General features: G+C 74.4%; 22 protein-coding genes and 1 riboswitch. Of the genes, 15 read left to right on the top strand and 7 right to left on the bottom strand.

From position 1 onward, the window contains the following. Nucleotides 1-6: 6 nt before the first annotated feature. Nucleotides 7-2,766 carry a methionine synthase gene (gene metH, locus ACE3UN_RS07985; protein WP_374674397.1) on the bottom strand — a complete coding sequence of 920 codons (2,760 nt, stop codon included), beginning with the start codon at nucleotides 2,764-2,766 and terminating at the stop codon, nucleotides 7-9. Between the two features lie 65 nt (nucleotides 2,767-2,831). Further along, nucleotides 2,832-2,939, bottom strand: a riboswitch (S-adenosyl-L-homocysteine riboswitch). 98 nt (nucleotides 2,940-3,037) lie between these two features. Here metH and ACE3UN_RS07980 point away from each other — a divergent pair. Both ACE3UN_RS07980 and ACE3UN_RS07975 read left to right on the top strand, forming a co-directional pair. Continuing rightward, entirely contained in the window at nucleotides 3,038-3,658 is a 621-nt protein-coding gene (locus ACE3UN_RS07980) for a hypothetical protein (protein WP_374674396.1), read from the top strand. Nucleotides 3,659-3,731: 73 nt separating this feature from the next. Beyond that, on the top strand, nucleotides 3,732-4,934 hold the full coding sequence (locus tag ACE3UN_RS07975; RefSeq protein WP_374674395.1) for an HD-GYP domain-containing protein: 1,203 nt from the start codon (nucleotides 3,732-3,734) through the stop codon (nucleotides 4,932-4,934). A gap of 15 nt (nucleotides 4,935-4,949) precedes the next feature. Here the strand turns inward: ACE3UN_RS07975 and ACE3UN_RS07970 are convergent, their stop codons facing one another. Next, nucleotides 4,950-6,011, bottom strand: a complete 1,062-nt coding sequence (locus ACE3UN_RS07970; RefSeq protein WP_374674394.1) for a homocysteine S-methyltransferase family protein — start codon at nucleotides 6,009-6,011, stop codon at nucleotides 4,950-4,952. Nucleotides 6,012-6,109: 98 nt separating this feature from the next. Between ACE3UN_RS07970 and ACE3UN_RS07965 the strand changes: the two genes are divergently transcribed. Both ACE3UN_RS07965 and ACE3UN_RS07960 read left to right on the top strand, forming a co-directional pair. After that, nucleotides 6,110-7,081, top strand: a complete 972-nt coding sequence (locus ACE3UN_RS07965; RefSeq protein ID WP_374674393.1) for a diacylglycerol kinase family protein — start codon at nucleotides 6,110-6,112, stop codon at nucleotides 7,079-7,081. Next, nucleotides 7,078-7,890, top strand: coding sequence for a metallophosphoesterase (locus ACE3UN_RS07960; RefSeq protein ID WP_374674392.1), 813 nt, complete (start codon nucleotides 7,078-7,080; stop codon nucleotides 7,888-7,890). The genes ACE3UN_RS07965 and ACE3UN_RS07960 overlap by 4 nt, the downstream gene beginning before the upstream one ends. 42 nt (nucleotides 7,891-7,932) lie before the next feature. On the opposite strand, the gene pobA is transcribed toward ACE3UN_RS07960, so the two are convergent. Further along, entirely contained in the window at nucleotides 7,933-9,102 is a 1,170-nt protein-coding gene (gene pobA / locus ACE3UN_RS07955; RefSeq protein WP_374674391.1) for a 4-hydroxybenzoate 3-monooxygenase, read from the bottom strand. A gap of 102 nt (nucleotides 9,103-9,204) precedes the next feature. Here pobA and ACE3UN_RS07950 point away from each other — a divergent pair, with 102 nt between their 5' ends. Continuing rightward, a complete protein-coding gene (locus ACE3UN_RS07950) occupies nucleotides 9,205-10,119 on the top strand; it encodes a helix-turn-helix domain-containing protein (RefSeq protein WP_374674390.1) in 915 nt (304 codons plus the stop codon). A 9-nt stretch (nucleotides 10,120-10,128) separates the two neighbouring features. Here the strand turns inward: ACE3UN_RS07950 and pcaF are convergent, their stop codons facing one another. After that, a complete protein-coding gene (gene pcaF / locus ACE3UN_RS07945) occupies nucleotides 10,129-11,331 on the bottom strand; it encodes a 3-oxoadipyl-CoA thiolase (RefSeq protein ID WP_374674389.1) in 1,203 nt (400 codons plus the stop codon). A gap of 146 nt (nucleotides 11,332-11,477) precedes the next feature. Between pcaF and ACE3UN_RS07940 the strand changes: the two genes are divergently transcribed. Genes ACE3UN_RS07940 through ACE3UN_RS07925 form a run of 4 tightly spaced genes read left to right on the top strand, consistent with a single transcriptional unit; the run spans nucleotide 11,478 to nucleotide 15,857 of the window. Then, nucleotides 11,478-12,755, top strand: a complete 1,278-nt coding sequence (locus ACE3UN_RS07940) for an HD-GYP domain-containing protein (protein WP_374674519.1) — start codon at nucleotides 11,478-11,480, stop codon at nucleotides 12,753-12,755. Next, the gene (locus ACE3UN_RS07935; protein WP_374674388.1) at nucleotides 12,755-14,845 is read left to right on the top strand and encodes an EAL domain-containing protein; all 2,091 of its coding nucleotides are present in this window, start codon (nucleotides 12,755-12,757) and stop codon (nucleotides 14,843-14,845) included. The genes ACE3UN_RS07940 and ACE3UN_RS07935 overlap by 1 nt, the downstream gene beginning before the upstream one ends. Before the next feature lie 32 nt (nucleotides 14,846-14,877). Further along, nucleotides 14,878-15,207 carry a DUF1840 domain-containing protein gene (locus tag ACE3UN_RS07930; protein ID WP_374674387.1) on the top strand — a complete coding sequence of 110 codons (330 nt, stop codon included), beginning with the start codon at nucleotides 14,878-14,880 and terminating at the stop codon, nucleotides 15,205-15,207. Then, nucleotides 15,195-15,857: a histidine phosphatase family protein gene (locus ACE3UN_RS07925; protein WP_374674386.1), complete on the top strand. Its 663-nt coding sequence runs from the start codon at nucleotides 15,195-15,197 to the stop codon at nucleotides 15,855-15,857. The genes ACE3UN_RS07930 and ACE3UN_RS07925 overlap by 13 nt, the downstream gene beginning before the upstream one ends. Nucleotides 15,858-15,887: 30 nt before the next feature. Here ACE3UN_RS07925 and ACE3UN_RS07920 read toward each other — a convergent pair whose 3' ends face one another. Then, nucleotides 15,888-16,259 (bottom strand): Ig-like domain-containing protein, encoded by a 372-nt coding sequence (locus ACE3UN_RS07920; RefSeq protein ID WP_374674385.1) that lies wholly within the window; start codon nucleotides 16,257-16,259, stop codon nucleotides 15,888-15,890. 374 nt (nucleotides 16,260-16,633) lie between these two features. On the opposite strand from ACE3UN_RS07920, the gene ACE3UN_RS07915 reads away from it, so the two are divergent. Further along, nucleotides 16,634-17,740: a sterol desaturase family protein gene (locus tag ACE3UN_RS07915; RefSeq protein ID WP_374674384.1), complete on the top strand. Its 1,107-nt coding sequence runs from the start codon at nucleotides 16,634-16,636 to the stop codon at nucleotides 17,738-17,740. A gap of 10 nt (nucleotides 17,741-17,750) precedes the next feature. On the opposite strand, the gene ruvB is transcribed toward ACE3UN_RS07915, so the two are convergent. Beyond that, a complete protein-coding gene (gene ruvB, locus ACE3UN_RS07910; RefSeq protein WP_374674383.1) occupies nucleotides 17,751-18,824 on the bottom strand; it encodes a Holliday junction branch migration DNA helicase RuvB in 1,074 nt (357 codons plus the stop codon). A gap of 113 nt (nucleotides 18,825-18,937) precedes the next feature. Here ruvB and ACE3UN_RS07905 point away from each other — a divergent pair, with 113 nt between their 5' ends. The 5 genes from ACE3UN_RS07905 (at nucleotide 18,938) to ACE3UN_RS07885 (ending at nucleotide 24,321) form a co-directional block, all read left to right on the top strand. Beyond that, nucleotides 18,938-19,348, top strand: a complete 411-nt coding sequence (locus tag ACE3UN_RS07905) for a DUF2946 domain-containing protein (protein ID WP_374674382.1) — start codon at nucleotides 18,938-18,940, stop codon at nucleotides 19,346-19,348. Nucleotides 19,349-19,477: 129 nt separating this feature from the next. Further along, nucleotides 19,478-21,937, top strand: a complete 2,460-nt coding sequence (locus ACE3UN_RS07900; protein WP_374674381.1) for a TonB-dependent receptor — start codon at nucleotides 19,478-19,480, stop codon at nucleotides 21,935-21,937. After that, nucleotides 21,938-23,239 (top strand): hypothetical protein, encoded by a 1,302-nt coding sequence (locus ACE3UN_RS07895; protein ID WP_374674380.1) that lies wholly within the window; start codon nucleotides 21,938-21,940, stop codon nucleotides 23,237-23,239. A gap of 43 nt (nucleotides 23,240-23,282) precedes the next feature. Next, complete coding sequence (locus tag ACE3UN_RS07890) at nucleotides 23,283-23,762, top strand: hypothetical protein (protein WP_374674379.1); 480 nt, start codon at nucleotides 23,283-23,285, stop codon at nucleotides 23,760-23,762. Between the two features lie 70 nt (nucleotides 23,763-23,832). After that, nucleotides 23,833-24,321, top strand: coding sequence for a copper chaperone PCu(A)C (locus tag ACE3UN_RS07885; protein WP_374674378.1), 489 nt, complete (start codon nucleotides 23,833-23,835; stop codon nucleotides 24,319-24,321). 15 nt (nucleotides 24,322-24,336) lie between these two features. Here the strand turns inward: ACE3UN_RS07885 and ruvA are convergent, their stop codons facing one another. Beyond that, the gene (gene ruvA, locus ACE3UN_RS07880; protein ID WP_374674377.1) at nucleotides 24,337-24,909 is read right to left on the bottom strand and encodes a Holliday junction branch migration protein RuvA; all 573 of its coding nucleotides are present in this window, start codon (nucleotides 24,907-24,909) and stop codon (nucleotides 24,337-24,339) included. Nucleotides 24,910-24,998: the final 89 nt, after the last annotated feature.

The following is a 24,998-nucleotide window of genomic DNA, read 5'->3' as shown; positions in this document are numbered from 1 at the left end:
CAGCTTCTACGCCGCAGCGCCCGGCCTGCCGTCGATCACCGAGACGAGCCGCCGCCGCGCGGCATCGGCCGAGATGCCCAGCGCCGCCGCCCAGGCGCCCAGCTGGTCCTCGCCCACCGGCCCCACGTTGAAGTAGCGCGCCTCGGGGTGCGCCAGGTAGAAGCCGCTCACGCTGGCGGCCGGGGTCATGGCCAGGCTCTCGGTCAGGCCCATGCCGATCTCGTCGCAGCCCAGCACGCGGAACATGTCCGCCTTCACGCCGTGGTCCGGGCAGGCGGGGTAGCCGGGCGCCGGACGGATGCCGCGGTACTTCTCCGCGATGAGCGCCTCCAGGCTCAGCTGCTCGTCGGCCGCGTAGCCCCACAGCTCGCTGCGCACTCGCTGGTGCAGGCGCTCGGCGAAGGCTTCGGCGAGGCGGTCGGCCAGTGCCTTCAGCAGGATGGCGGAGTAGTCGTCGTGCGCCGCCTCGAAGGCGGCGGCGCGCGCCTCGCAGCCCACGCCGGCCGTCACAGCGAACAGGCCGATGTGGTCGGGCTGCACGCCCTTGGGGGCGATGAAGTCGGCCAGGCTGCGGTTGGGGCGGGGCACGCCGTCGATCACCGGGCGCTCGGTCTGCAGGCGCAGCGGCGCCCAGCGCATCAGCACCTCCTGGCGTGACTCGTCGGCATAGATCTCGATGACGTCGTCGTCCACGGTGTTGGCCGGGTACAGCGCCATCACGCCGTGCGCTTGCAGCCAGCGGCCGTCGACGATGCGCTTGAGCAGGGCCTGGCCATCGGCGAACACGCGCCGCGCGGCCTCGCCCACCACGGCGTCGTCCAGGATGGCAGGGTAGGGCCCGGCCAGGTCCCAGGTCTGGAAGAAGGGGCCCCAGTCGATGCAGCGGGCCAGCTCGGCCAGGTCGTACTGGCGGAACACGCGTCGGCCGATGAAGCGCGGCGCGGCCGGGGGCGAGGACCAGTCGATCGGCGTCTTGTTGGCCCGCGCCTGCGCCAGGCTGACCAGCGGCGTGGCCTTCTTGCCCGCGTGCAGCGTGCGCACGCGCTCGTAGTCGGCCTTCAGCTCGTCGATGTAGGCCGCGGCCCGGTCGTCGGACAGCAGCTCGGCGCACACGCCCACCGCGCGCGAGGCGTCGGGCACGTAGACCACGGGCCCTTCGTAGTGCGGCGCGATCTTCACGGCGGTGTGCACCCGGCTGGTGGTGGCGCCGCCGATCAGCAGCGGCAGCTTCTTCTCGCGGAACCAGGCGTCACGCTGCATCTCCGCGGCGACGTGCTGCATCTCCTCCAGGCTGGGCGTGATCAGGCCGGACAGGCCGATCAGGTCGGCCCCTTCGGCGCGCGCCTTCTCGAGGATGTCCTGGCACGGGACCATGACGCCCATGTTGACCACCTCGAAGTTGTTGCACTGGAGCACGACGGTGACGATGTTCTTGCCGATGTCGTGCACGTCGCCCTTCACGGTGGCGATCACCACCTTGCCCTTGGCGCGGGTCTCGCCGCCGGCCGCCGCCAGCGCCGCCTTCTCGGCCTCGATGTAGGGCAGCAGGTGGGCGACCGCCTGCTTCATCACGCGCGCGCTCTTGACCACCTGCGGCAGGAACATCTTGCCGGCGCCGAACAGGTCGCCCACGATGTTCATGCCGGCCATCAGCGGGCCTTCGATCACGTGCAGAGGCCGGCCGCCCCGCGCCTCGATGGCGCGCCAGGCTTCCTCGGTGTCCTCGGTGATGAAGTCGGTGATGCCGTGTACCAGGGCGTGCGACAGGCGTTCGTCCACCGTCGCCTGGCGCCAGGCCAGGCGCGTGGTCTCGTCCTTGGCCGCGCCCTTCACGCTCTCGGCGATCTCCAGCAGCCGCTCGGTGGCGTCGGTGCGGCGGTTGAGCACCACGTCCTCCACCCGCTCGCGCAGGCCGGGCTCGAGCTCGTCGTACACGCCCACCATGCCGGCGTTGACGATGCCCATGTCCATCCCCGCCTGGATGGCGTGGTACAGGAACACGGTGTGGATGGCCTCCCGCACGGGATCGTTGCCACGGAAGCTGAAGCTCACGTTGCTGACGCCGCCCGAGACCTTGGCACCCGGCAGGTGCTGCTTGATCCAGCGCGTGGCCTCGATGAAGTCCACCGCGTAGTTGGCGTGCTCCTCGATGCCGGTGGCGATGGCGAAGATGTTGGGGTCGAAGATGATGTCCTCGGCCGGGAAGCCCACCTCGTCCACCAGGATACGGTAGGCCCGGGCGCAGATCTCCGTCTTGCGCGCGAAGGTGTCGGCCTGGCCCTGCTCGTCGAAGGCCATCACCACGGCCGCCGCGCCGTAGCGGCGCACCAGCGTGGCCTGGCGCCGGAACTCGGCCTCGCCTTCCTTCAGCGAGATGGAGTTGACGATGCCCTTGCCCTGGATGCACTTCAGGCCGGCCTCGATCACGCTCCACTTGGACGAGTCGATCATGATCGGCACGCGCGCGATCTCGGGCTCGCCGGCGATGAGGTGCAGGAAACGCACCATGGCCGCCTGGCTGTCCAGCATGGCCTCGTCCATGTTGATGTCGATGACCTGGGCGCCGTTCTCCACCTGCTGGCGCGCGACGGCCAGCGCCTGCTCGTACTGGCCGGCCAGGACCATGCGGGCGAAGGCCTTGGAGCCGGTGACGTTGGTGCGCTCGCCGACGTTCACGAACAGCGAGCCGGCGCCGATGGACACGGGCTCCAGGCCGGACAGGCGCATCGGGGGCACGAGGGGAGAGGGTTCGGCGGCGGTGGTCATGGCGGCGGCAGGAAGGGGGCGGCCGCTGGAGCGCCACGGCTCACCCGCGGCGGCCGCGGCGCGGCCTGGGGTGAGCGCCGTTGTCGCACACGCGCCGAGCCGGCGGGGTGTGCCCGTGCCGAGCCTGGCGGGGCCCAGTAGGCGGGGCCACCGTCGCAACGCTCCTCGGACGGAAGAGCCGGGGATTGTACGGGGGCACCGTTCACCGCCACTGACGGCGCTTACACCTGGTCGCCGAGGGGTCGGCCGCCCGTTTGCTGCAATGGCGGCCATGCGTGACATCCTGCACGGCGCCGGCCGCCGCCCTTCGCCCCGCTTTCGCTGGCTCGCTGCGCTGGGCGCCATCGCGGCGCTGAGCGCTTGCCAGACCCCCACGCCGCCCAGCGGGCCCGCCGGCGCGGCGTCGGCGCCCACGTCGCCGGCCGCCCCGGCCGACCCGGCCGGCGGCCTGCCGCCCGGCGCGGCGCTGGCGGCCGAGGCGCGCTGGCTGGGGGAGCTTTTCGCCGGCACGCCGGTGCGTGTCGCCGGCGAGCGCGACGGTTCGGTGCGCCTGTCGGTGCCGGTGAAGTACGCCTACGACACCCCGGCGGCGCTGCCGCCGCGGCCGCCGCTGCAGGCGGTGCTGGACAAGCTGGCCCAGAGCCTGCAGCGCCAGCCGACCGCCCGCCTGGTGGTCAGCCCGCCCGGCAGCGCCGTCGCGGCCGGCCGCGTCGCCGCGATCGAGACCCACCTGGGCCGCCGCGGCGTGTCCGCCGCGCGCGTGTCCGCGGGGTCGGCCGGGGCCACCGAGGCGGCCGTGCTGCTGCGCCTGCTGCCGGGCCCCACCGCGATCCGCCGGCTGGACGACAGCCAGCTGCCGCCGCCCCCCCCGCCACCCTCGGCGGCCCGCTGAGCGCGGGGCCGGCCTCAAGAACCGGGCCGGCGCGCCGACATCCCTACCGAATGCGCCGAGTTGCCCCACGTTCATGAAGCTCGTCCCGATCAGCCCCGATGGCCTGGTTCCCGGCCACCCGCTGCCCTTCTCGCTGAGGGATGTGGAGGGGCGCGTGCTGGTCCAGCGCGGGGCGCCGATCGCGGACCGCCACCAGCTCAGCCTGCTGCTCGGACGCCGCCTGTTCGTGGAGGAAGGCGAGAGCGAGCTCGTGCAGCGCCGGCTGAACAACCAGGTGGACATGGCGTTCCGGGCCGGGGACACCACGCTTGGCGCCATCGCCGCGCTGCGGCCCGAATACGACCTGCGCACGCTGGAGGCCAGGCCGGTGGAGCGGCCGCTGGAGTGGCCGGACCTGGAGGGCCGGGCGCGCGTGCTGCTGGCCGACACCCAGGCCCCGGGCTGGCTCGGCCGCCTGGATGAACTGGGCGACACCATGCTGGCCCGGCTGGACCGCCAGCCCGATGGCACGCTGCTGCGCTTCGTCCACATGGCCGGCACCCGCCCGGAGGACTACAGCACCCACCACGCCATCCTCGTGATGATGCTGTGCGCACTGGCCGGGCCGCGCCTGCACGGCTGGGACGACGCCTGGCGCCGGCCGCTCACCCGCGCGGCGCTCACGATGAACGTCGGCATGGTGCCCCTGCAGAACGAGCTGGTGCGCCAGAGCACGCCGCTGACGGCCACCCAGCGCGCCGCGGTCGAGGGCCACGCGACCCGCGGCGCCGGGCTGCTGCAGGCCGCCGGCGTGGACGATGCGCTGTGGCTTGAGGCGGTGCGCCACCACCATAGCGCGCCCAGCGGCCCCCTGGCGACGCTGGCGCCGGGGCTGCGGCTGGCGCGCCTGATCCTGCGCGCCGACCGCTACGCGGCGCGCCTGAGCGCGCGCCGCAACCGGGCGGCGCTGTCGGCCAAGGCCGCGGCCCAGGCGGCCTTCTTCGACGAAGGCGGCCACCCGGACGAGGCGGGCCAGGCCCTGCTCGCGGAGACGGGCCTGCACCCGCCGGGTGCCTGGGTGAAGCTCGCGTGCGGCGAGATCGCGCTGGTGATGAAACGGCAGCCTAACCCGCGCGCGCCGCTCACGGTGGTGAGCCTGATCAACCGCGACGGGATGCCGCTGGCGGTGCCCGCGGTGCGCCACACGGCCTTGCCGAAGTTCAAGGTGGAGGCCGGCGTGCCCTCTGGCGAGGTGAAGCTGCAGCCCAACCTGGAGGCGCTGCAGAAGCTGGTCTGACGCCCCGCGCGCGGCTCAGGCGGCGGCGCTCACCAGGTGCGTCAACAGCGGGTCGCGGCGCGAGCGCGGGCGGTAGGTGCCCAGGCGCCGTGCGATCTCGGCGATGTGCGCGGGCGTGGTCCCGCAGCAGCCGCCGGCGATGTTGAGAAAGCCGCTGCGCGCGAAGTCCTCCAGCAGGCCGCCGGTGATCTCGGGCGTCTCGTCGAACCCCGTCTCGCTCATGGGGTTGGGCAGTCCCGCGTTGGGGTAGCAGCTGACGAAGGTGTCCTCGGCCAGGCGCGACAGCTCCTCGATGTAGGGCCGCATCAGCGTGGCGCCGAGCGCGCAGTTCAGCCCGATGGCCAGCGGCCGGGCATGCCGCACCGAGTGCCAGAAGGCCCCCACCGTCTGGCCGGACAGGATGCGGCCCGACGCGTCGGTCACCGTGCCGGAGATGATCACCGGCAGGCGCTCGCCCGTGTCCTCCATCAGCTCGTCGAGCGCGAAGATCGCCGCCTTGGCGTTCAGCGTGTCGAAGATGGTCTCCACGAGGAACATGTCCACGCCGCCTTCCAGCAGGCCTTCGGCCTGTTCGCGGTAGGCGTCACGCAGCTCGTCGAAGGTGACGTTGCGCGCGCCCGGGTCGTTCACGTCGGGGCTGATGCTGGCCGTGCGCGGCGTGGGGCCCAGGGCGCCGGCCACGAAGCGCGGCGAGTCCGGCGTGGCGCGGCGGTCGGCCTCCTGCCGGGCGATGCGCGCGGCGGCCACGTTCATCTCCCGCGCCAGGTGGGCCAGCCCGTAGTCCTCCTGGGCGATGGCGGTGGCGCCGAAGGTGTTGGTCTCGATGATGTCGGCGCCCGCGTCCAGGTACTGGCCGTGGATCTCGGCGATGACATCGGGGCGCGTCAGGACGAGCAGGTCGTTGTTGCCCTTCAGGTCGCGCGGGTGGTCCGCCAGCGCGGCGTGGCGGAAATCGGCCTCGCCGAGCCGGTAGCGCTGGATCATGGTGCCCATGGCCCCGTCGAGGATCACGATGCGCCGGGCCAGCAGCTCGGGCAGCCGGGCGGCACGGGTGTAGGGGGGCAGGGCACGGGTCATGGCCGGGATTGTAGGAAGCAGGCGCCGGGCCGGCAGGGAACGGGGCTTGCTGGGCGGCGCGGTCGCCACGGCTATGCTGCCTGCCGGACACCCACCCCATGAGCCCGTCGCCCGCCGCCCTCCCTTCCGCCCTGGCCTTCGTGGTCAACCCGGGCAGCGGGCAGTTGCAGGGGCAGCAGCGGCTGCAGGCCATCGCCGAGCGCATGGCCGGCGACGGGCGGCCGTTCCAGCTGTGGCCGCTGGGCGGCGCCGTGCCGGTCGAGGCGGCGGTGGACCAGGCCGTGGACTGGGCCATGGCGCGCGGCGGTGCCGTGGTGGCGGCGGGCGGTGACGGCACGTTGAACGCGGTGGCGCAGCGTGCGGTGGCCACCGGCTGCCCCATGGGCGTGCTGCCGCAGGGCACGTTCAACTACTTCGCCCGGGCACAGGGCATCCCGCTGGACCCGCCGGCCGCGCTGGACCACCTGCTGGCCGCCCGGCCCCGGCCGGTGCAGGTGGGCGAGGTCAACGGGCACGTGTTCCTGGTCAACGGCAGCCTCGGCCTGTACCCGCAGCTGCTGCAGGACCGCGAGGCCTTCAAGCGCCAGTACGGCCGCAACCGCTTCAACGCGCTGCTCGCCGCCGTGGGCACCATCATGAAGGACCACCGCGACTGGCTGCTCGACCTGGACCTGGGCGAACGCCGCCTCAGCCTGCGCACGGCCACGCTCTTCGTGGGCAACAACCCGCTGCAACTGCAGCAGGTGGGGCTGCCCGAGGCGGAGGTGGTGCCGCACGGGGCCCTGGCCGCGGTGGTGGTGCGGCCCATGGGCCGGCTGGCGATGATGGGCCTGGCCCTGCGCGGTGCGCTCGGCAACCTGGGCGACGACGACCGGGTGCTCAATTTCGCCTTCCGCGAGCTGGTGGTCGTGCGTGCGCGGCGTGCCGGCTGGCGCCGCGCGCGGCCGGTGCGCGTGGCGGTGGACGGCGAGCTGCTGCGCCTGCCGTCGCCGCTCACCTTCCGGGTGGGGCCGCGGCCGCTGCACCTGCTGCTGGCCGACGCGGGCGCCGACGGGGTGGCTCAGCCGTGAGCCCGCCGGTGCGCCTGCTGCAGGTCTCGGACGCCCACTTCGGCACCGAGAGCCCCGAGATGGTGGCGGCCCTGCGCCACCTGGTGAACCACCTCGCGCCCGAGTGGGCGGTGTGGACGGGCGACATCACGCAGCGCGCGCGCCGCGCGCAGTTCGACGCCGCCCGGCGTTTCATCGATTCGCTCTGGCCGGTGCGCTCGGTGGCCACGCCGGGCAACCATGACCTGCCCCTGTTCAACCTGCCGGGCCGGCTGCTGCGGCCCTACGGCGGCTTCCGCCGCGCCTTCGGCGGCGAGCTGGAGCCGGTGATCGACCGCCCGGGGCTGCTGCTGGTGATGGTGGACACCACGCGCCGCTGGCGCCACCAGCACGGGGAGCTCTCGCCGGCGCAGATCGACTGGGTGGCGCGCCGCCTGGCGGGCGCGTCGCCGGGACAGTGGCGCCTGGTGGCCACGCACCAGCCGCTGCACGAGATGGCGTATGCCAGCACCGGCCGGCGACGCCCCTGGGTGCGCCGGGGCGAGCAGGCCCTGTCGGTGTGGGCCGAGGCCGGGGCGGACCTGCTGCTGGCCGGCCACACGCACCACCCGGGGTGCTTCCCGCTGCGCCGGGGTGGACGCGACCTGTGGCTGGTGCAGGGCGGCACCTCGCTGTCGCACCGCGTGCGCGGCGGCGAGCCGAACTCGGTGAACCTGATGTCGCTGGGCACCGGCGACACCCTGCAGGGCGAGGTGCAGCGCTGGGACCACGACCCCCGCGACGGGCATTTCCGCTGCGTGGAGCGCGTGGCGCTGGCGCCCTCGCGTTGACCCGCTGGCCCGCCGAGAGGCCGGCTCCCCCGGCGCGCCCGCTCAGTCCAGGCTCAGGCCGACGTAGTTCTCGGCCATGGCGGTCATGGCGGCCTCGGAGTTCACGAGGTAGTCCAGCTCGGCCTGCTGCATGCGCCGGCCGAAGTCGCCCGTCTCCGGGAAGCGGTGCATCAGCGTGGTGAACCACCACGAGAAGCGCTCCGCCTTCCACACCCGCGACAGCGCCCGCTGCGAGTAGGTGTCGATGCCGGTGTCCGAGCCGCGGTAGTGCTCGGCCAGCGCGCGGCCCAGCAGCCCCACGTCGGACGCGGCCAGGTTCAGCCCCTTGGCGCCGGTGGGCGGCACGATGTGCGCGGCATCGCCGGCCAGGAACAGGCGGCCGAAGCGCATGGGCTCGACCACGAAGCTGCGCAGCGGCGCGATGCTCTTCTCGATGGACGGGCCTTCCACCAGGCGGGCCGCGTCGGCCTCGGGCAGGCGGCGCTTCAACTCGGCGAAAAAGCGCGCGTCGCTCCAGTCCTCCACATGGTCGTCCAGCGAGCACTGCACGTAGTAGCGCACGCGCGTCTTGCTGCGCATGCTGCACAGGGCGAAACCGCGCGAGTGGTTGGCGTAGATGAGCTCCTCGTGCACCGGCGGCACGTCGGCCAGCACGCCCAGCCAGCCGAAGGGATAGACCTTCTCGAAGTTCTGGATGGCGCTGGGCGGCACGCTGGCGCGCGCCACCCCGTGGAAGCCGTCGCAGCCAACGATGAAGTCGGCCTCTAGCGTGGCGTCCTCGCCGGCATGGCGGTAGCGCACCTGCGGCCGGGTGCCGTCGAAGCCGTGCAGGCTCACCTGCTCGGCTTCGTACACGGTGGTCAGGCCGGCGGCGTGCCGGGCATCCATGAGGTCGCGCGTCACCTCCGTCTGTCCATAGACCATCACCCGCTTGCCGGTCAGGCCGTGCAGGTCGATGCGGTGGTGGCGGCCGTCGAAGGCGAGCGAGAAGCCGTCGTGCGGCAGGCCTTCGCGGTGCATGCGCGCCCCCACGCCGGCCTCGTCGAGCAGGTCCACGGCCACCTGCTCCAGCACCCCGGCGCGGATGCGGCCCAGCACGTAGTCCGGCGTCTGCCGCTCCAGGATCACGTGGTCGATGCCCTGCTTGTGCAGCAGGGCGCCGAGCAGCAGGCCGGCCGGGCCGGCGCCGATGATGGCGACTTGGGTTCGCATGGGCTTGTCTCCTGTCTTGTGGGGGGCGATGGGCCGCCAGCGTAGGCGCCGGCACCGCCGGCCTCAATGGACGGATGCGGCAAGCACTTGCACAATTCGAACATGCCCACCCGCCCGGTGCCGTCGCGGCTGCCCACCTACCAGCTCTATGGCGACGCCGGCACTTCCGGCGTTCCGGAGCGGCTGCATGTGGAGACCATCTCGTCGCGCAGCCGCCTGCACGACTGGGAGATCGCGCCGCACCGCCACGAGGTGCTCTTTCAAATTCTGTACATCGCCAGTGGGCAGGCCGAGGCCCAGGTGGACGGCCGGCGCCAGGCCCTGGGCGGCCCGGCGGCGGTGCTGGTGCCGGCGGCCGCGGCGCACGGCTTCCGCTTCGAGCCGGGGGTGCAGGGCTGGGTCGTCACGGTGCAGGAGGCGCATGTGCGCCAGCTGCTGGCCAGCGAGCCGGGCCTGTGGGCCGCGCTGGGTCAGCGGCCCCAGGCGCTGGGCTGGGGACGCGCCGGCCCCGGCTGCCTGCGCGCCCAGGGGCTGCCGAACGACGTGGCGGCGCGCGTGGCTGAGCTGGCGGACGAGCACGCCGGCCATGCGCGCTGGCGCCAGGCGGCGCTGGACGCCGCACTCACGCGGCTGCTGCTGGCGCTGGCCCGTGCGCTGCCCCCCGTGGCGGAGGGGCCCGGCGCCGTGCCGGCGCCCGACGGCCACCTGGCCCGCTACCGGGCGCTGGTGGAGGCGCGCTTTCGCCTGCAGCCCAGCGTGGCGTCGCTGGCGGACGAACTCGGCATCACGCCCACCCAGCTCAACCGCATCTGCCGCGCCCAGCTCGGCCGCGGTGCGCTCGCGCTGCTGCACGCGCGCATGGCGCTCGAAGCCCAGCGCCAGCTGGCCTACACCACACAGAGCGTGAAGCACATCGCGCTGGACCTCGGGTTCGCCGACCCTGGCTACTTCACCCGCTTCTTCCAACGCGAGTGCGGGCTGTCCCCCACCGCCTGGCGGCGGCAGGCGCACCGCTGAACGCCCGCGTCAGACCCGCTCGAGCACCAGGGCGATGCCCTGGCCGACGCCGATGCACATGGTGCACAGCGCATAGCGGCCGCCGGTGGCGTGCAGCTGGTTCACCGCGGTGGTGGCCAGGCGGGCCCCGGAGGCGCCCAGCGGGTGGCCGAGCGCGATGGCGCCGCCGTTGGGGTTGACGCGCGGGTCGTCGTCGGCCACGCCCAGCTGCCGCAGCACGGCCAGGCCCTGCGCGGCAAAGGCCTCGTTGAGCTCGATGACGTCCATCTGCGCGATGGACAGCCCGGCCAGCGCCAGCACCTTGCGCGAGGCCGGTGCCGGGCCGATGCCCATGATGCGCGGCGCCACGCCGGCCGTGGCCATGGCCACCACGCGGGCCCGGGGCGTCAGCCCGTGGCGGCGCGCGGCCGCCTCGCTGGCCACGAGCAGCGCGCAGGCGCCGTCGTTCACGCCCGAGGCGTTGCCGGCGGTCACCGTGCCGTCGGGGCGCACCACGCCCCTGAGCTTCGCCAGCGCCTCCAGCGAGGTGTCGCGCGGGTGCTCGTCGCGGGCCACCACCAGCGGGTCACCTTTCTTCTGGGCGATGGTGACGGGGGTGATCTCGGCGTCGAAGAAGCCGCGCGCCTGCGCCGCCACGGCCTTGCGCTGGCTGGCCAAAGCCATCTTGTCCTGGTCCTCGCGGGAGATGCCGAACTCCGCGGCCACATGCTCGGCCGTCTCGGGCATGGAATCGATGCCGTGCTGCGCCTTCATCAGCGGGTTGACGAAGCGCCAACCGATGGTGGTGTCGTACACCGCGTTGTCGCGGCTGAAGGCGCTGGTGGCCTTGGGCATGACGAAGGGCGCGCGGCTCATGCTCTCCACGCCGCCGGCGATGACGAACTGCGCCTCGCCCGCGCGGATGGCCCGGGCGGCCGAGCCGACCGCGTCCAGCCCCGAGCCGCACAGGCGGTTGATCGTGGCGCCCGGCACGTCCACCGGCAGCCCGGCCAGCAGGGCCGCCATGCGGGCGACGTTGCGGTTGTCCTCGCCGGCCTGGTTGGCGCAGCCGTACAGCACCTCGTCCACGGCGGCCCAGTCGGTGCCGGGATGGCGGGCCATCAGGGCGCGGATGGGCACCGCGCCCAGGTCGTCGGCGCGCACGGGCGCCAGGGCGCCGCCATAGCGGCCGAAGGGAGTGCGCAGGGCGTCACACAGGAAGGCGTAGGTCATGTCGGGGCAGGGTTGGCAGGCGCAGCGCGCCATGCTAACGCCGGCCGGGCGGCGGGGTGGTGGCTCAAGTTGCGGCGGGAAACGCCGATCTTTCCCCGTAACGAACCGGGCTGTGGCCCGCCACGATCAGGGAGAACACCGTGTCCATGACCGCCACCGTCGAGCCCAACGACCTCCGGGTCGGGATGTTCATCCATCTCGACGGAGGCTGGATGTCGCATCCCTTTCCGCTGTCGAGCTTCAAGATCAGCAGCCAGGACCAGATCGACACGATCCGCGCCCTGGGGCTGACGCGGGTGCGCTGGTCGCCCGAGCGCAGCGACCTGCCGGTGGAGGCGCAGGTGGCCGCGACCGTCGGCGGGGGCGACGAGCCTGGGGCAGCCGGGGCCGTGGCGGTGCCCGTGGAGGACCCCGCCACGCGGGCGCGCCGGCTGGCCGATGCCCGCGACGAGGCCGACCGCGCCGCGGTGCGCCTGTGCGAGCGCCAGTACCAGGAGGCCTGCCGGGACCTGCGCCGCATCAATGACACCGTGGGGGCCGACCCCGAGCGGGCGCGCGACAGCGCCCAGGCCCTCACCCGGGCGATGCTGGACAAGATGATGGTGGACGGCGAGCTGTGCGTGCGCGTGCTGGGCGAACCCGCCGGCGACCGCCACAGCGCCCATGCCGTCAACGTCTCGGTCGTCTCGCTGCTGCTGGCCAAGTCCATGGGCGTGGCCGAGCCGGAGCTGGCCGACCTGGGTACGGGGGCGCTGCTGCACGACGTGGGCAAGCTCGACCTGCCCGACCGCGTGCGCCTGCCGCACGACGACTTCACGCACGCCGAGACCACGCTGTACCGCGACCACGTGAGCCACGGCATCGTGCAGGGCCGGCGCATGGGCTTGCCGCCCACGGCGCTGCTGGTGCTGGCCCAGCACCACGAGCTGGCCGACGGCAGCGGCTTTCCCAAGGGGGTGCCCACCGAGCGCATGGCCATGGCCGCGCGCATCGTGTCGCTGGTGAACTACTACGACAACCTGTGCAACGGGCCCACGCCCGCGCGTTCGCTGACGCCGCACGAGGCGCTGTCGCGCATGTTCGCGCAGTCGCGCAGCAAGTTCGACCCCGCCATCCTGAACGGCTTCATCCGCATGATGGGCATCTACCCGCCGGGCTCGCTGGTGCAGCTGTCCGACGACCGCTATGCCATCGTCACCTCGGTCAATTCCGCCCGGCCGCTCAAGCCGCACGTGCGGGTGCACGACCCGGCCCGCGGCGGCCGCAGCGTGCTGCTCAACCTGGAGGACTGCCCCGACCTGGGCATCCGCCGCAGCCTGAAGGCGGCCCAGCTGCCGGCGCGCGTGGCGGACGTGCTGTCCCCGCGCCAGCGCGTGGCCTACTACTTCGACGTGGCTGCCCGGCCGACGGCGGACGAGGCGTGATGAGCGGCCCAGACGCGGGGATCGCCTGGCTCGCCGGGCAGGCCAGCGCGCGCGCCGAACTGGTCGACAGCCTGGACGACCCGGCGTGGCTGGTCGATGCCGTGGACGCCACGGTGCAGCACGCGAACCGCGCCGCGGCGGCCTGGTTCGGCAGCGAGCCGGCGGCGCTGATCGGCCGGGCGGCCGACAGCCTGCTGCCCACGCTGGAGGACGCGGCGTTCTGGGGCGCGGTGCGCTGCGGTGCGCCGGGCGCCCTGGCCAGCGACACCGAGCTGCCGCGCCCCGGCGGTGAGACGGCCTGGGTGCACCGCCGCGTGGTGCCCATCGGCGGGCTCGCGGCCGGCGCGGCCGGCGTGCGCGGCTACCTCGTCATGCTGCGCGACCGCAGCGGCGAACGCCGGGCCGAGGGCGAGCGCGACCAGCTGCTGGCCGAGCTGCGCGCCACCCTGGAGGCGACGGCCGACGGCATCCTGGTCACGGGCCTGGACGACCGCATCCATGCGTTCAACCGGCGCTTTGCCGAACTGTGGTCGCTGCCGGAATCCGCCCTGACGCAGCGCGACGACGCGGCGGTGTACCGCTGGATGAGCCGCCAGACGGTGGCGCCCGCCACCTACGACGCCCGCCTGCAGCAGATCATGGCCCAGGCGCTGCTGTCGGCGGTGGACACCGTGCAGCTGGTCGACGGCACGCAGCTCGAGCGCCACATGCAGCCGCAGTGGAGCCAGGGCCGACCGATCGGCCGCGTGTTCTCCTTCCGCGTGCTCAACCCCCACCGCCGCGGCGTGCCGCGGCACCAGCGTGCCGTGCTGGACGAGACCAGCGGCCTCATCGAGCGCAGCGGCTTCGTGGCCGAGCTCGACGATGCGGTGGGCCACGCGCGCCGCGACGGCAGCCCGCTGGCGGTGCTGGCGGTGGAATACGACCGCGATCAGCTCTATGCCCTGGACGGCTCGGGCCAGGCCCGCAGCCTGAGCGACATCGTGGAGGGCCTGCGGGCGCTGGTGCCGGTGCGCTGCCGGCTGGCGCGCCTGGGCGGCATGCGCTTCGGGCTGCTGCTGACCGACGAAGGCGAGGCGACGGCGCAGGCGCTGGCGCGGCGCCTGGTGGAGCATGCGCGCGCCGACGGCGGCCTGCTGGCCACCCGGGCGCTGACGGTGTCGGTGGGCATCGCCACCTACCCCCACGGCGGGCTGGGTGCCGAGGACCTGCTGGCCAGCGCCGAGCTCGCGCTCGAGCACGCGCGGCTGGATGGGCGCAGCGCCTGGCGCGTGCAGGGCTACGACGGCGGCGACGACGGCGCCCGGCTGGCCCGCCTGCACCATGCGCTGCACGCCGGCGGCGGCGACGCGCTGCGGCTGCGCTACCTGCCGCGCGTGGACGCGGCCACCGGCGAGGTGCAGGCCATCGAGGCGCTGCTGCGCTGGAACGACGGCGCCAACGGGCTGCTGCCTCCCTCGCAGTTCCTGCCCCTGGCGGACAAGGCGGGCCTGGCCGGCGCGCTGGACGACTGGGCGCTCGAGCATGCGCTGCAGCAGGCGGCGCGCTGGCGCAGTGCGGGCCACACCTGGACCATCAACGTGAACCTGGGCAGCGTGCAATGCCTGCAGCCCGGGCTGGCGCGCCGCGTGGCGGCCGCGCTGCAGGCCGCCGACTGGCCCGCCGCGCGGCTGGAGCTCGACATCACCGAGGCCGCGCTGCGGCACGATCCGGTGCTGGCGCGCGCCCAGCTGCAGGCGCTGCGCGGCCTCGGCGTGCGCCTGCTGCTGGACGACTTCGGACGCGGTGAGGCCGGCCTGAACCTGCTGCGCCGCTTCCCGCTGGACGGCGTGAAGCTGGACCGCGACACGGTGCACGGGCTGGCGCGGGGGACCCAGCCGGACACCGGGCTGGCCACGGCGTTGGCCGGCGCGGCCCGGGCCTGCGGCCTGACGGTCTACGCCGAGGGCGTGGAGTCGGAGGCCCAGCGCCAGCCGCTGGCGGCGCTCGGCGTGAGCGGCTGGCAGGGGTTCCTGCGCACCCGGCCGCTGGACGCGGCCAGCGTGCCCGCCTGCGTGGCCACCTCGCCGGCGGCACGCAGCCTGCGCTAGGGTCTCCGCCCCCGTGCGATGATCGCCGGGCCATGATCTACAAGTTCAAGAGCCAGGCCGCCGGCGACGTCATCATGCTCGGCCCCACGGGCGAACGCGTGCTGGGCGTCATCGGCAAGGACGCCACCCCGCAGGGCATCATCGAGCCGGCCCAGATGCCGGCCGCCATCCAGGCCCTGGCCGAGGCCATCGCGGCCGACGACGCCCTGCGCGAGCAGGCCGCCCGCGGCGAGGCGCCGGCCGACGAGCCCGCCGCCGCGGCCGGCCGTGACGCCATCTCGCTGCGTCAGCGCGCCTGGCCGCTGGTGGAGATGATGAAGCGCTGCCAGGCCGCGGACGCGCCCATCACATGGGGCGTCTGAACGACGTGGGCGGCCTGCACGAGGTGACCCGCCTGCTGGCCGTGCGCCATGGCGAGACGGCCTGGAACGTCGATGCACGCCTGCAGGGCCAGCTCGACGTGGGGCTGAACGACCAGGGGCGCGCGCAGGCGCAGCGCCTGGCCGAGGCGCTGGCCGACGAGGGCCTGGAGGCCATCGTCAGCAGCGACCTGTCCCGCGCCCACGACACCGCCCAGGCGGTGGCCCGGCGCCTGGGGCTGCCGCTGGTCACCGACCCGGGGCTGCGCGAGCGCCATTTCGGCACCTTCCAGGGCCATACCTACGCCGAGGTCGAGCAGCGCTGGCCCGAGGCGAGCGCGCGCTGGAAGCGCAGGGAGGCCGACTTCGGCGCGCCCGGCGGCGAGACCCTGCAGGGCTTCTACGACCGCGTGGTGGAGGCGGTGACCCGCATCGCCAGCGCCCACGCCGGCCGCCACCTGCTCATCGTGACCCACGGGGGCGTGCTGGACTGCCTGTACCGCGCGGCCTCGCGCATCGCGCTGGATGCACCGCGCACCTGGGAGCTGCCCAACACCGGGGTGAACCGCCTGCTGCACACGCCCCAGGGCCTGTCGCTGGTGGGCTGGGGCTGCGTGCAGCACCTGCAGGACACCGCGCTGGACGAGCTCTGACGCGCCCCCGCGCCCTGGGCGCCCTCGGACTCAGCCGCCCGCCTCGGCGGTGAAGGTCCACGATCGCGTGACCGGCACCGTCCCGTCCTGCAGGGTGCCCGTGAAGTAGGCCGTGTAGGCCGCGCCCGGCGCCAGCGCCTGCAGCGGCTGCAGCCGCAGCGCACCGTCCGGCAGCCGCCCGTCGCCCACCACCGCGACCCCCGCGCCCTGCATGCCGGCGCCGCCCCAGGCCTGTGCCGGCACGGCTTCGCCCGTCGCGGCACGCAGCTCGAACTCCCACACCACCAGCGGCCGGTCCGCCGTGGCGCCGGTCACCCGCACCTCGGTGCCCGACACGGCCACCTCGGCCGGCGGCGGGCCGGGGTCGTCCCCGACCACGGGCGGCACGGGCGGCCAGGACACGGGCGGCGGCGCCCCGACCCCGCGCCGATGGGCGCCCGGCGGGCCGCCGTCGGGGAGCGGGCGGGCCGGCATGGCGGCGCGGGGGAGGGCGCCGGCGGCAGCGGCTCCGTCCACCGATGCCAACGATGCCACCGGAACGACCGGCGGCACCGGCGTCGGGCCGCCGCACGCGGTCAACAGGCCGATGGCAGGCCACAGGCACCAGGCGGACAGGGGCGGCAGGCAGGACATGGTGACCCTGCTTTCGGCGGGTGCGCGCTGCGTGTGAGTGCCCGCCCACGGCGCCGGCGGCAGGAGTGCACGGCCTCAGGGGTTTCCCGTGCCGGGTGTCGCCACGGTGGCCGCAGGCCCGATCATTCGGCGCTGGAGGCCCCATGTCCCTGACCCCTGCCCAAGTCATCGTGCTGGCCACGCCGGTGTTCCTGGCCCTGATCGCCATCGAGTTCGCCGTCGGCTGGCGCCGCGGGCGCAACACCTACCGCCTGGCCGACGCCATCAGCAGCATCGGCCTGGGCATGATGAGCCAGGTGGTGGGCCTGTTCACCAAGCTGGCGGCCATCGGCATCTACACCGCCGTGCACGAGCGGGCGGCGCTGTTCGAGCTCTCGGCCGGGTCGGCCTGGGTGTGGGTGGCGGGGCTGCTGCTCTACGATTTCTTCTACTACTGGCTGCACCGCTTCGGCCACACGGTGGCGCTGCTGTGGGCGGCGCACTCGGTGCACCACCAGAGCGAGGACTACAACCTGTCCACCGCGCTGCGCCAGACGAGCAGCGGCTGGATCGCCGGCTGGCTGTTCTACCTGCCCATGGCGGTGCTGGGCATTCCGCCGCTGGTCTTCGGCGTGGTGGCGCTGGTGGACCTGCTCTACCAGTACTGGGTGCACACGCAGCAGATCGGCAAGCTCGGCTGGTTCGACCGCTGGTTCTGCTCGCCCAGCAACCACCGGGTGCACCACGCCGTGAACGACCGGTACCTGGACAAGAACTTCGGCGGCATCCTGGTGGTATGGGACCGCCTGTTCGGCACCTTCGTGGAGGAGGACGACGCCCATCCGTGCGTGTACGGCACGCTCAAGCCGTTGCGCAGCTGGAACCCGCTGTGGGCCAACCTGGCGTTCTATGCCGAGCTCGCCCGCGACAGCTGGCGCACCCGGCGCTGGCGCGACAAGCTCAAGCGCTGGGTGGGCCCGCCGGGCTGGCGGCCGGAGGACGTGGCGGCCCTGGGCCCCGCACCGGAGCCGGTGGACCTGGCGCGCGCACCCTGGGGCCCGCCGCTGTCGCCCGGGCGGCAGCTGGCCGCGGGGGCGGTGTTCCTGGCCGCCATGGCCGCCACGCTCGCCCTGCTGTGGTGGGCGCACACGGTGGCGCTGCCTGCCCTGGCCGGCGCCGCGGCCGGCGTGATGGGGCTGCTGTGGCTGGCGGGCTGGCTGTGCACGCCGGCGCTGGCGGCCGCGCCGGCGGGCCAGGCCCAGCCGGCCTGAACGCGGCTGCTCAGCCGCCGGCGTCGAACAGGTCGCCCGGGCCGCGCGCCGGCGGCGCCAGGCCCAGGTGGCGCCAGGCCATCATCGTGGCCACGCGGCCGCGCGGCGTGCGCTGCAGGTAGCCCTGCTGGATCAGGTAGGGCTCGATCACGTCCTCGATGGTGCCGGGCTCCTCGCCGATGGCCGCGGCCACGTTGTCCAGGCCCACCGGCCCGCCGTCGAAGCGGTGCACCACCGCCTCCAGCAGCTTGCGGTCCATGAGGTCGAAGCCCATCGGGTCCACGTCGAGCATCTTCAGCGCCGCGTCCGCCGTGCCGGCGTCGATGTGCCCGGTGCCGCGTACGTCGGCGTAGTCGCGCACCCGGCGCAGCAGCCGGTTGGCGATGCGCGGCGTGCCGCGCGAGCGGCGGGCGATCTCCAGCGCGCCGGCCGGGTCGATGGGGGCCCCCAGCAGCCCGGCCGAGCGGGTGACGATGCGGGTGAGCTCCTCGGGCGTGTAGAACTCCAGCCGGGCGACGATGCCGAAGCGGTCGCGCAGCGGGTTGGTGAGCATGCCTGCGCGCGTGGTGGCGCCCACCAGGGTGAAGGGCTGCAGGTCCAGCTTGATCGAGCGGGCCGCCGGGCCCTCGCCGATCATGATGTCGATCTGGTAGTCCTCGAGCGCGGGGTAGAGGATCTCCTCGACCACCGGGCTCAGCCGGTGGATCTCGTCGATGAAGAGCACATCGTTCTTCTCGAGGTTGGTCAGCAGCGCCGCCAGGTCCTTGGGCTTTTCCAGTACCGGGCCGCTGGTCTGGCGCAGGTTCACGCCCAGCTCGTTGGCGATGATGTGCGACAGCGTCGTCTTGCCCAGCCCGGGCGGGCCGAACAGCAGCACGTGGTCCAGCGCCTCGGCGCGCTTGCGCGCGGCGCCGATGAAGATCTCCAGCTGCTCGCGCGCCTTGGCCTGGCCCACGTACTCCGCCAGGCCCTTGGGGCGCAGGGCGCGTTCCAGGGCTTCCTCCTGCGGCGAGGCCGCACGCGCGGTGACCACGCGGGAGGCGGTCCGCTCGGGGAGGCCGAAGTCGTCGGTCTGGATGGACATACAGCGATTATCACGCGGGCCGTCGGCCGCGATGCAGGCGCGCCGGCTTGCGCCAGGTCAAGCGCCGGGGTGCCGGGCACCCGGGGGGTGCGGCACCTTCCTAGAATGCGGCCGTGGTCCTGCACGCCCGCCTCCGTCGCCATGCCTGGATCGCCTTCCTGGCGATCGTGGCGCTGGCCTGCGGGCCGACAGTGTCGCGCGCCCTGGCGGCGCAGCAGCTGTTGCACCAGGCCTCGGCCGCCCCGCCGGCCTGGGCGCAGATCTGCCTGCACGGGGCGGTGGTGACCGCCGCCAGCCTGGCGGTGGACGGCCCCGAGGCGCCGCCCGCCGAGGCCGCGCCGGCGCTCGACCACTGCGGCCTGTGCGCCCTGGCCGGCGACCTGGCCGGCCCGCCGGCGCCGGCGGTGGGCACCGTGCCCGCCCCCGCCTGGCGCGAGCGGCCGCCGCGGTTCCTGCAGGCGCCTCATCACCTGCACGCCTGGGCGCCGGCCCAGGCGCGCGCGCCCCCCGTCCTCATCGGTTGAGCTGAAGCCGTCCGCCTCCCGGGGCGCCCTCACGGGGCCACGGCGGGGCGCTCCCGCGCAGGCCGCCGCGCCTGTGCCGCGCCGGCCGCATGCCCCTCGCATGCGCGGCGTCTCGACCGATCGTGTCCCATGTCATCCCCTTCCCGCGCCCACCCGGGCGCCACCCGCGGCCGCCCGTGCGGGCGCGCCCGCCAGATGGCCCTCGTGGCCGCCCTGCAGGCCGCCGGCCTGGCCGCCCACGCCCAGGGCGTGGCCACCGACACCGAGCTGCAAACCGTCACCGTCACCGGCCAGGTCGTGCGCAACGGGCTCGCACGCCATGTGCCGAGCACGCACGTCAGCAAGACCGCCGAGCAGCTGCGCGAGCAGAACCTCGTGAACCCCGAGGACGCCCTGCGCTTCGTGCCCAACACCACCATCCGCAAGCGCTACGCGGGCGACCGCAACGCGCTCATCGGTGGGCGCAGCTTCGGCACGCTGCAGCCCTCGCGCGGCCTGGCCTACGTGGACGGCTACCTCATCAGCAACTTCCTCGGCCGCTTCGACGCCCCCCGCTGGCACATGGCGACGCCCGAGGCCATGGCGCGGGTCGACGTGCTGTACGGTCCCTTCTCGGCCCTGTACCCCGGCAACTCCATCGGCACCACGGTGGCCATCACCGAGCGGCAGCCGACGCGGCTGGAAGGCTCCGCCCGCCTGACGGGCTGGAGCCAGTCCTTCCGCGAGTACGGGCATGGCGACGAGTACGGCGGCCACCAGGCGTCGGCCTTCCTGGGCTGGGCGGGCGAGGCGGCCGGCCGGCCGGTCTGGGCCAGCGTGGCGCTCAACCGCCAGGTGGCGACCTCGCAGCCCATGCAGTACCTCACCGTCACGGCCAATGCGGCCGGCGAGTTCCCGGCGGTCAGCCTGCCGCCGGGCAGCGTGCCCGCGCGGGTGACCGGCGTCGTGTACGACCGCGACCCCAAGGGGGCGCGCCGCGCCGTGCTGGGCGCGGGCAGCGGTGCCATCGAGGACAGCCGGCAGCACACCGCCAAGCTCAAGCTGGGCGTGGCACTCACGCCCGACTGGCAGGCCAGCGCCATGCTGGGCGGGTGGGACCATGCGGCCAGCGCGCGCAACGTGCCCTTCCTGCGCGACGCGGCCGGCGCCACCGTGTGGAGCGGCCCGGTGACGGACGGCACGCACGTGTTCGCCGTGCCGGCGACCGCCTTTGCGCCCACCTCGCGCGACGAGGCGCACCGGCATGGGGGCCTCACCGTGAAGAGCCGCTACCGCACCGGCTGGAACACCTCGGTGGTGGCGTCGGCCTACCGCATCGACCAGGACGTGGCGCGCCAGGCGCTGACGCCCGAGCCGCAGGCCGCCGCCGGCGGCGCCGGCACCGCCACCCACCGCGACGGGACCGGCTGGCACACGCTGGAGTGGCAGGCGGCCTACACGCCGCAGGCCGGCGACTGGGGCGGCGGGCACCATGCCCCGACCATGGGCCTGCACCGCAATGGCTACCGGCTCGACAGCCCCACCCATGCCACCGCCGACTGGCGCGATGAGGACACCGCGACCGCACTGAGCCAGCGCTTCCGCGGCCGCACCGCCGTGCAGGCGGTCTACCTGCAGGACGTGTGGTCGGTCGCGGGCGATCTCAAGCTCACGCTGGGCTGGCGCCACGAGCGGTTCCAGGCCAGCGACGGCGAGCAGCTGCTGCGCCTGGAGGCCGGGACGCCCTGCGTGCCGGGCCCGGGCGTCACCTGCGAGGTGCAGGACGACGGCAGCACGCGCAAGATCGCCCGCGCCGGCAGCCGCCGGCTCGCGGGCGACAGCCCCAAGGCGTCGATCGCCTGGACCTGGCCCGGCGCACTGGACGCCGACGGGGCGCTGGTGCTCAAGCTCAGCGCCGGGCGCGGGGTGCGGTTCCCCAACGTGGAGGAGCTGTACAACGGCACCGTCACCGCCACCAGCGCCACCCTGTCCGACCCCCACCTGCGGGCCGAGCGCGCCGATGCCGTCGAGCTGTCGGCCGAGCACGACTGGGAGCGCCATCGCGTGCGGGTGAGCCTGTTCCGCGACGAGGTGAGCGACGCCATCCTCCGCCAGAGCGAGGTGGTGGGCGGCACCACGGTCACCCGCATCTCGAATGTGGACCGGGTGCGCACGCACGGCGTGGAGGTGGGCTGGCAGGCCGAGGGCTGGCTCCACCCCCGGCTGACGCTGGATGCCAACGCGGCCTGGGCCGATGCGCGCGTGACCGCCAACTCCCGCGACCCGGCCATGGTGGGCCGGCAGTGGCTGCGCGTGCCGCGGGTGCGCGCCAACCTGCTGGCCGCCTGGCGGCCCGCCGAGGGGTGGATGGGCAGCGTCGGCGTGCGGCATGCCGGGCGCGCGTACAACGACCCCTACAACCTGGACACCCACCCCAACGTCTACGGCGGTGTGTCGTCCTTCACCTTCGTGGACCTGCGCGGCAGTGTCCGGCCGGCCAGGGGCGTGGAGCTGGCGCTCGGCGTGGACAACGCCACCGATGCCCGCGGCTACCAGGCGCACCCGTACCCGGGCCGCACCGTGAGCGCCGAAGTGCGCGTGGAGATGTGAATGGACCGTCGATGCCTGTGGCCCCGGGCGGCCGTTCTCGTTCGTGCGCGGGGCGTCGCAGCCCGCTGGGGGGCGAGCCTGTGGGTGGTGCTGCTGCTCGGCGTCCTGCCGCCGGGCCTGGCCGGCGCCGCCAGCGCCGCCTCCCCGGCTGCCTCCGCCCCCGTGGCCACCCGCCCCGCGCTGGGCAGCGGCGTGGCCGTGGCCCCCGACGGCCGGCTGTGGTGGGTGGGCCTGGACGAGGTGGGGCGCCTGTTCGTGCGCCACACGGCCGGGCCGGGCCAGGACTGGTCGCCGCCGCGCTGGCTGGAGGCCGACAGCCGCATCAGCGCCGATGGCGAGAACCGTCCCAAGATCGCCTTCGGTCCACCAGGCACGCCGGCGGCGGGCCAGGTGGTCATCACCTACACGCAGCCCCTGGCCCGGCCCTACACCGGCGCCGTGCGCCTGCTGCGCAGCAGCGACGGGGGGGAGCGCTTCTCCGCCCCGTCCACCGTGCATGCCGACCGGCAGGAGATCACCCACCGCTTCGATGCCGTGGCGTTCGATGCCGCCGGCGCCCTGCACGTGGCCTGGATCGACAAGCGGGACGTGGAGGAGGCCCGCGCCGGCGGCCGGGCCTACCGCGGCGCGGCCCTCTACCGCGCGGTCTCGCACGACGGCGGCGCCCATTTCGGGCCGGACACCCGCGTGGCCGACCACAGCTGCGAGTGCTGCCGCATCGCGCTCAGCCCGGCGCCCGGCGGTGGCATGGCGGCGCTGTGGCGCCATGTGTTCGCACCCAATGAGCGTGACCACGCCTTCGCGCGCTGGAGCGCCTCCCCCGACGCGCCGGCGACGCCGTCGGTCGACCCGGTGCGCGCCACCGAGGATGGCTGGCGGCTGGACGCCTGCCCGCACCACGGGCCGGGGCTGAGCCCGGCGGCCGGCGGCGGCTGGCATGCGGTGTGGTTCGGGGTGCGGGGCCTGGATGCGCAGGCGCAGGCGGCCGTGCGCGTGGGCCGGCTGGACGGGCAGGGCCGCCCCGCGGGCCCGGTGCAGGTGCTGCCCGATCCGGCGGCGGAGCACGCCGACATCGCCAGCGCGGGTGAGCAGGTGGTGGTGGTCTGGCGCAGCTTCGATGGCGACCGCACCCGGCTGCGGGCCTGGGTGTCGACCGACGGCGGCCGCCAGTTCCGCCTGCGCGAGATCGATGCGACACCCCTCGACAACGACCATCCCCGCCTGCTGGTGCGTGGCGGGCGTTTCCTCGTGTTCTGGCGCACGCGCCAAGGAGCTGTCGTCCATGACGTCCCCCTGTCCTGAGAGGGTCCCGCCCTGTCCTGCCCTGCGGCGCACCGGGCGCCTCGTGGCCGCCCGCGGGCTGGTGGTCGCTGCACTGGTCAGCGTGGCCGCGGCCGCGGTCTGCGCCGCACCGCCTGCCCGGGTGGAGGCCCTCGCCGACGGCGACTGGAGCCGCCTGCACGCCGCGGTGGCGGCGCCGGCCGTGGTCGTCTTCACCACCACCGATTGCGCCCACTGCCCCGCCGCCATCGCCCGCCTGGGGGCCGCCGTGCGCCAGCGTGGCGCCGGCGCGCGCCTGTGGGTGGTGGTGATGGACGTGCCGCCGGGCCAGGACGACGCCGCGCTCCTGGCCGATGCGCACCACGCGCCGGCCGACCGGCTGTTCGCCTTCGCGGGCGAGCCGGCCCGCCTGCGCCACCAGGTGAACCCCGCCTGGCGGGGCGTCACGCCCTACGTGGCCTGGCTGGCCCCCGCCCAGGCGCCGCGCTTCGTCACCGGTGCCCCGCCCGAGGCAGAGGTCCGCGCCTGGGCAGCGGGGCGATGACACCGCCCGCAGAAGCCGCTTGCGTTCTGCCGTACCCTGCCGTCCAACCGCCTTTCACAGGAGCTTTCCCATGACGACCTTCCGACCCCTTCCGCGCCGGTGCGCCCTGGCGCTGGGCGCGATCGCCCTCGCGGCGTCCGGCCTGGCCGCGCACGCCCAGACCACCGTGCAGGAACCCTGGGTGCGCGGCACGGTGCCTGGCCAGCAGGCCAGCGGCGCCTTCATGCGCCTGACCTCGGCGCAGGGCGGCCGCCTCGTCGCCGCGGCGTCCCCCGTGGCCGCCACGGTGGAGGTGCACGAGATGAAGATGGCCGACGGCGTGATGCGCATGGCCGCGGTGCCGGCGCTCGACCTGCCGCCCGGCCAGGTGGTGGAGCTCAAGCCCGGTGGCTACCACATCATGCTGATGGGCCTGAAGCAGACGCTCAAGGCAGGCGAGCCGGTGCCGCTGACGCTCACCGTGGAAGGCCGCGACGGCAAGCGCGAGACGCTGGAGCTGAAGGCGGACGTGCGTGCGCTCGGCGCCGCGCCGGCGCCCCACGGCCACACGGGGCACTGAGGCGGACGAGGGGCCTCAGCCCAGCGCCTTGAGCGCGAGCTTGATGCCCTCGCTCACGCCCACGTCGGCCGGCAGCTTCTTCAGCGCGCCGGCGGCGTCCTTCTCGCTGTAGCCCAGGGCGACCAGGGCCTGGACGATGTCGGCCTGGGCGTCGTTGGCGACGCTTGCCGCCGGCAGGCCCAGGTCGGGCGCCAGCTTGCCCTTGAGCTCCAGCAGCAGGCGCTCGGCGGTCTTCTTGCCGATGCCCGGCACCTTCTGCAGGCGGCCGCTCTCCTGGCGCGACACCGCGGCGGCGAGGTCCGCCACCGACAGGCCCGAGAGGATGGCCAGCGCGGTGCGCGGGCCGATGCCCGAGATCTTGATCAGCTCCCGGAAGGTGGCCCGCTCCTCCGCCGACAGGAAGCCGTACAGCAGGTGCGCGTCCTCGCGCACCACCGTGTGCGTCAGCAGCACCACCGGCTCGCCCAGCCCGGGCAGGTTGAAGAACGTGCTCATGGGCACGTCCACCTCGTAGCCCACGCCGTGGACGTCGACGAGCACGTGCGGGGGCGTCTTCTCCGCGAGCTGGCCCGAGAGGCGACCGATCATGCCAGGGCGTCGGTGCGGCGCACCGGGGTGTCGACAGTCCAGGGGCGGGGAGTCATGGACCGGATTATCGACGGGGCTGCCAGACGCTC

This window comes from Ideonella sp. (assembly GCF_041918995.1).
Lineage (GTDB): Bacteria > Pseudomonadota > Gammaproteobacteria > Burkholderiales > Burkholderiaceae_C > Ideonella.
Note: the sequence above shows the minus strand (reverse complement) of the source record. Positions and strands in the feature narration are given on the sequence as shown.

Coding starts and splice junctions, on each gene's coding strand:
- ACE3UN_RS07940 (WP_374674519.1), top strand. CDS start 11,478: ATGACCGCCACCGTCGAGCCCAACGACCTCCGGGTCGGGATGTTCATC.
- ACE3UN_RS07895 (WP_374674380.1), top strand. CDS start 21,938: ATGGACCGTCGATGCCTGTGGCCCCGGGCGGCCGTTCTCGTTCGTGCG.
- ACE3UN_RS07885 (WP_374674378.1), top strand. CDS start 23,833: ATGACGACCTTCCGACCCCTTCCGCGCCGGTGCGCCCTGGCGCTGGGC.
- ACE3UN_RS07935 (WP_374674388.1), top strand. CDS start 12,755: ATGAGCGGCCCAGACGCGGGGATCGCCTGGCTCGCCGGGCAGGCCAGC.
- ACE3UN_RS07925 (WP_374674386.1), top strand. CDS start 15,195: ATGGGGCGTCTGAACGACGTGGGCGGCCTGCACGAGGTGACCCGCCTG.
- ACE3UN_RS07980 (WP_374674396.1), top strand. CDS start 3,038: ATGCGTGACATCCTGCACGGCGCCGGCCGCCGCCCTTCGCCCCGCTTT.
- metH (WP_374674397.1), bottom strand. CDS start 2,766: ATGACCACCGCCGCCGAACCCTCTCCCCTCGTGCCCCCGATGCGCCTG.
- ACE3UN_RS07970 (WP_374674394.1), bottom strand. CDS start 6,011: ATGACCCGTGCCCTGCCCCCCTACACCCGTGCCGCCCGGCTGCCCGAG.
- ruvB (WP_374674383.1), bottom strand. CDS start 18,824: ATGTCCATCCAGACCGACGACTTCGGCCTCCCCGAGCGGACCGCCTCC.
- ACE3UN_RS07900 (WP_374674381.1), top strand. CDS start 19,478: ATGTCATCCCCTTCCCGCGCCCACCCGGGCGCCACCCGCGGCCGCCCG.
- ACE3UN_RS07965 (WP_374674393.1), top strand. CDS start 6,110: ATGAGCCCGTCGCCCGCCGCCCTCCCTTCCGCCCTGGCCTTCGTGGTC.
- ACE3UN_RS07950 (WP_374674390.1), top strand. CDS start 9,205: ATGCCCACCCGCCCGGTGCCGTCGCGGCTGCCCACCTACCAGCTCTAT.
- ACE3UN_RS07915 (WP_374674384.1), top strand. CDS start 16,634: ATGTCCCTGACCCCTGCCCAAGTCATCGTGCTGGCCACGCCGGTGTTC.
- ruvA (WP_374674377.1), bottom strand. CDS start 24,909: ATGATCGGTCGCCTCTCGGGCCAGCTCGCGGAGAAGACGCCCCCGCAC.
- ACE3UN_RS07975 (WP_374674395.1), top strand. CDS start 3,732: ATGAAGCTCGTCCCGATCAGCCCCGATGGCCTGGTTCCCGGCCACCCG.
- pcaF (WP_374674389.1), bottom strand. CDS start 11,331: ATGACCTACGCCTTCCTGTGTGACGCCCTGCGCACTCCCTTCGGCCGC.
- pobA (WP_374674391.1), bottom strand. CDS start 9,102: ATGCGAACCCAAGTCGCCATCATCGGCGCCGGCCCGGCCGGCCTGCTG.
- ACE3UN_RS07930 (WP_374674387.1), top strand. CDS start 14,878: ATGATCTACAAGTTCAAGAGCCAGGCCGCCGGCGACGTCATCATGCTC.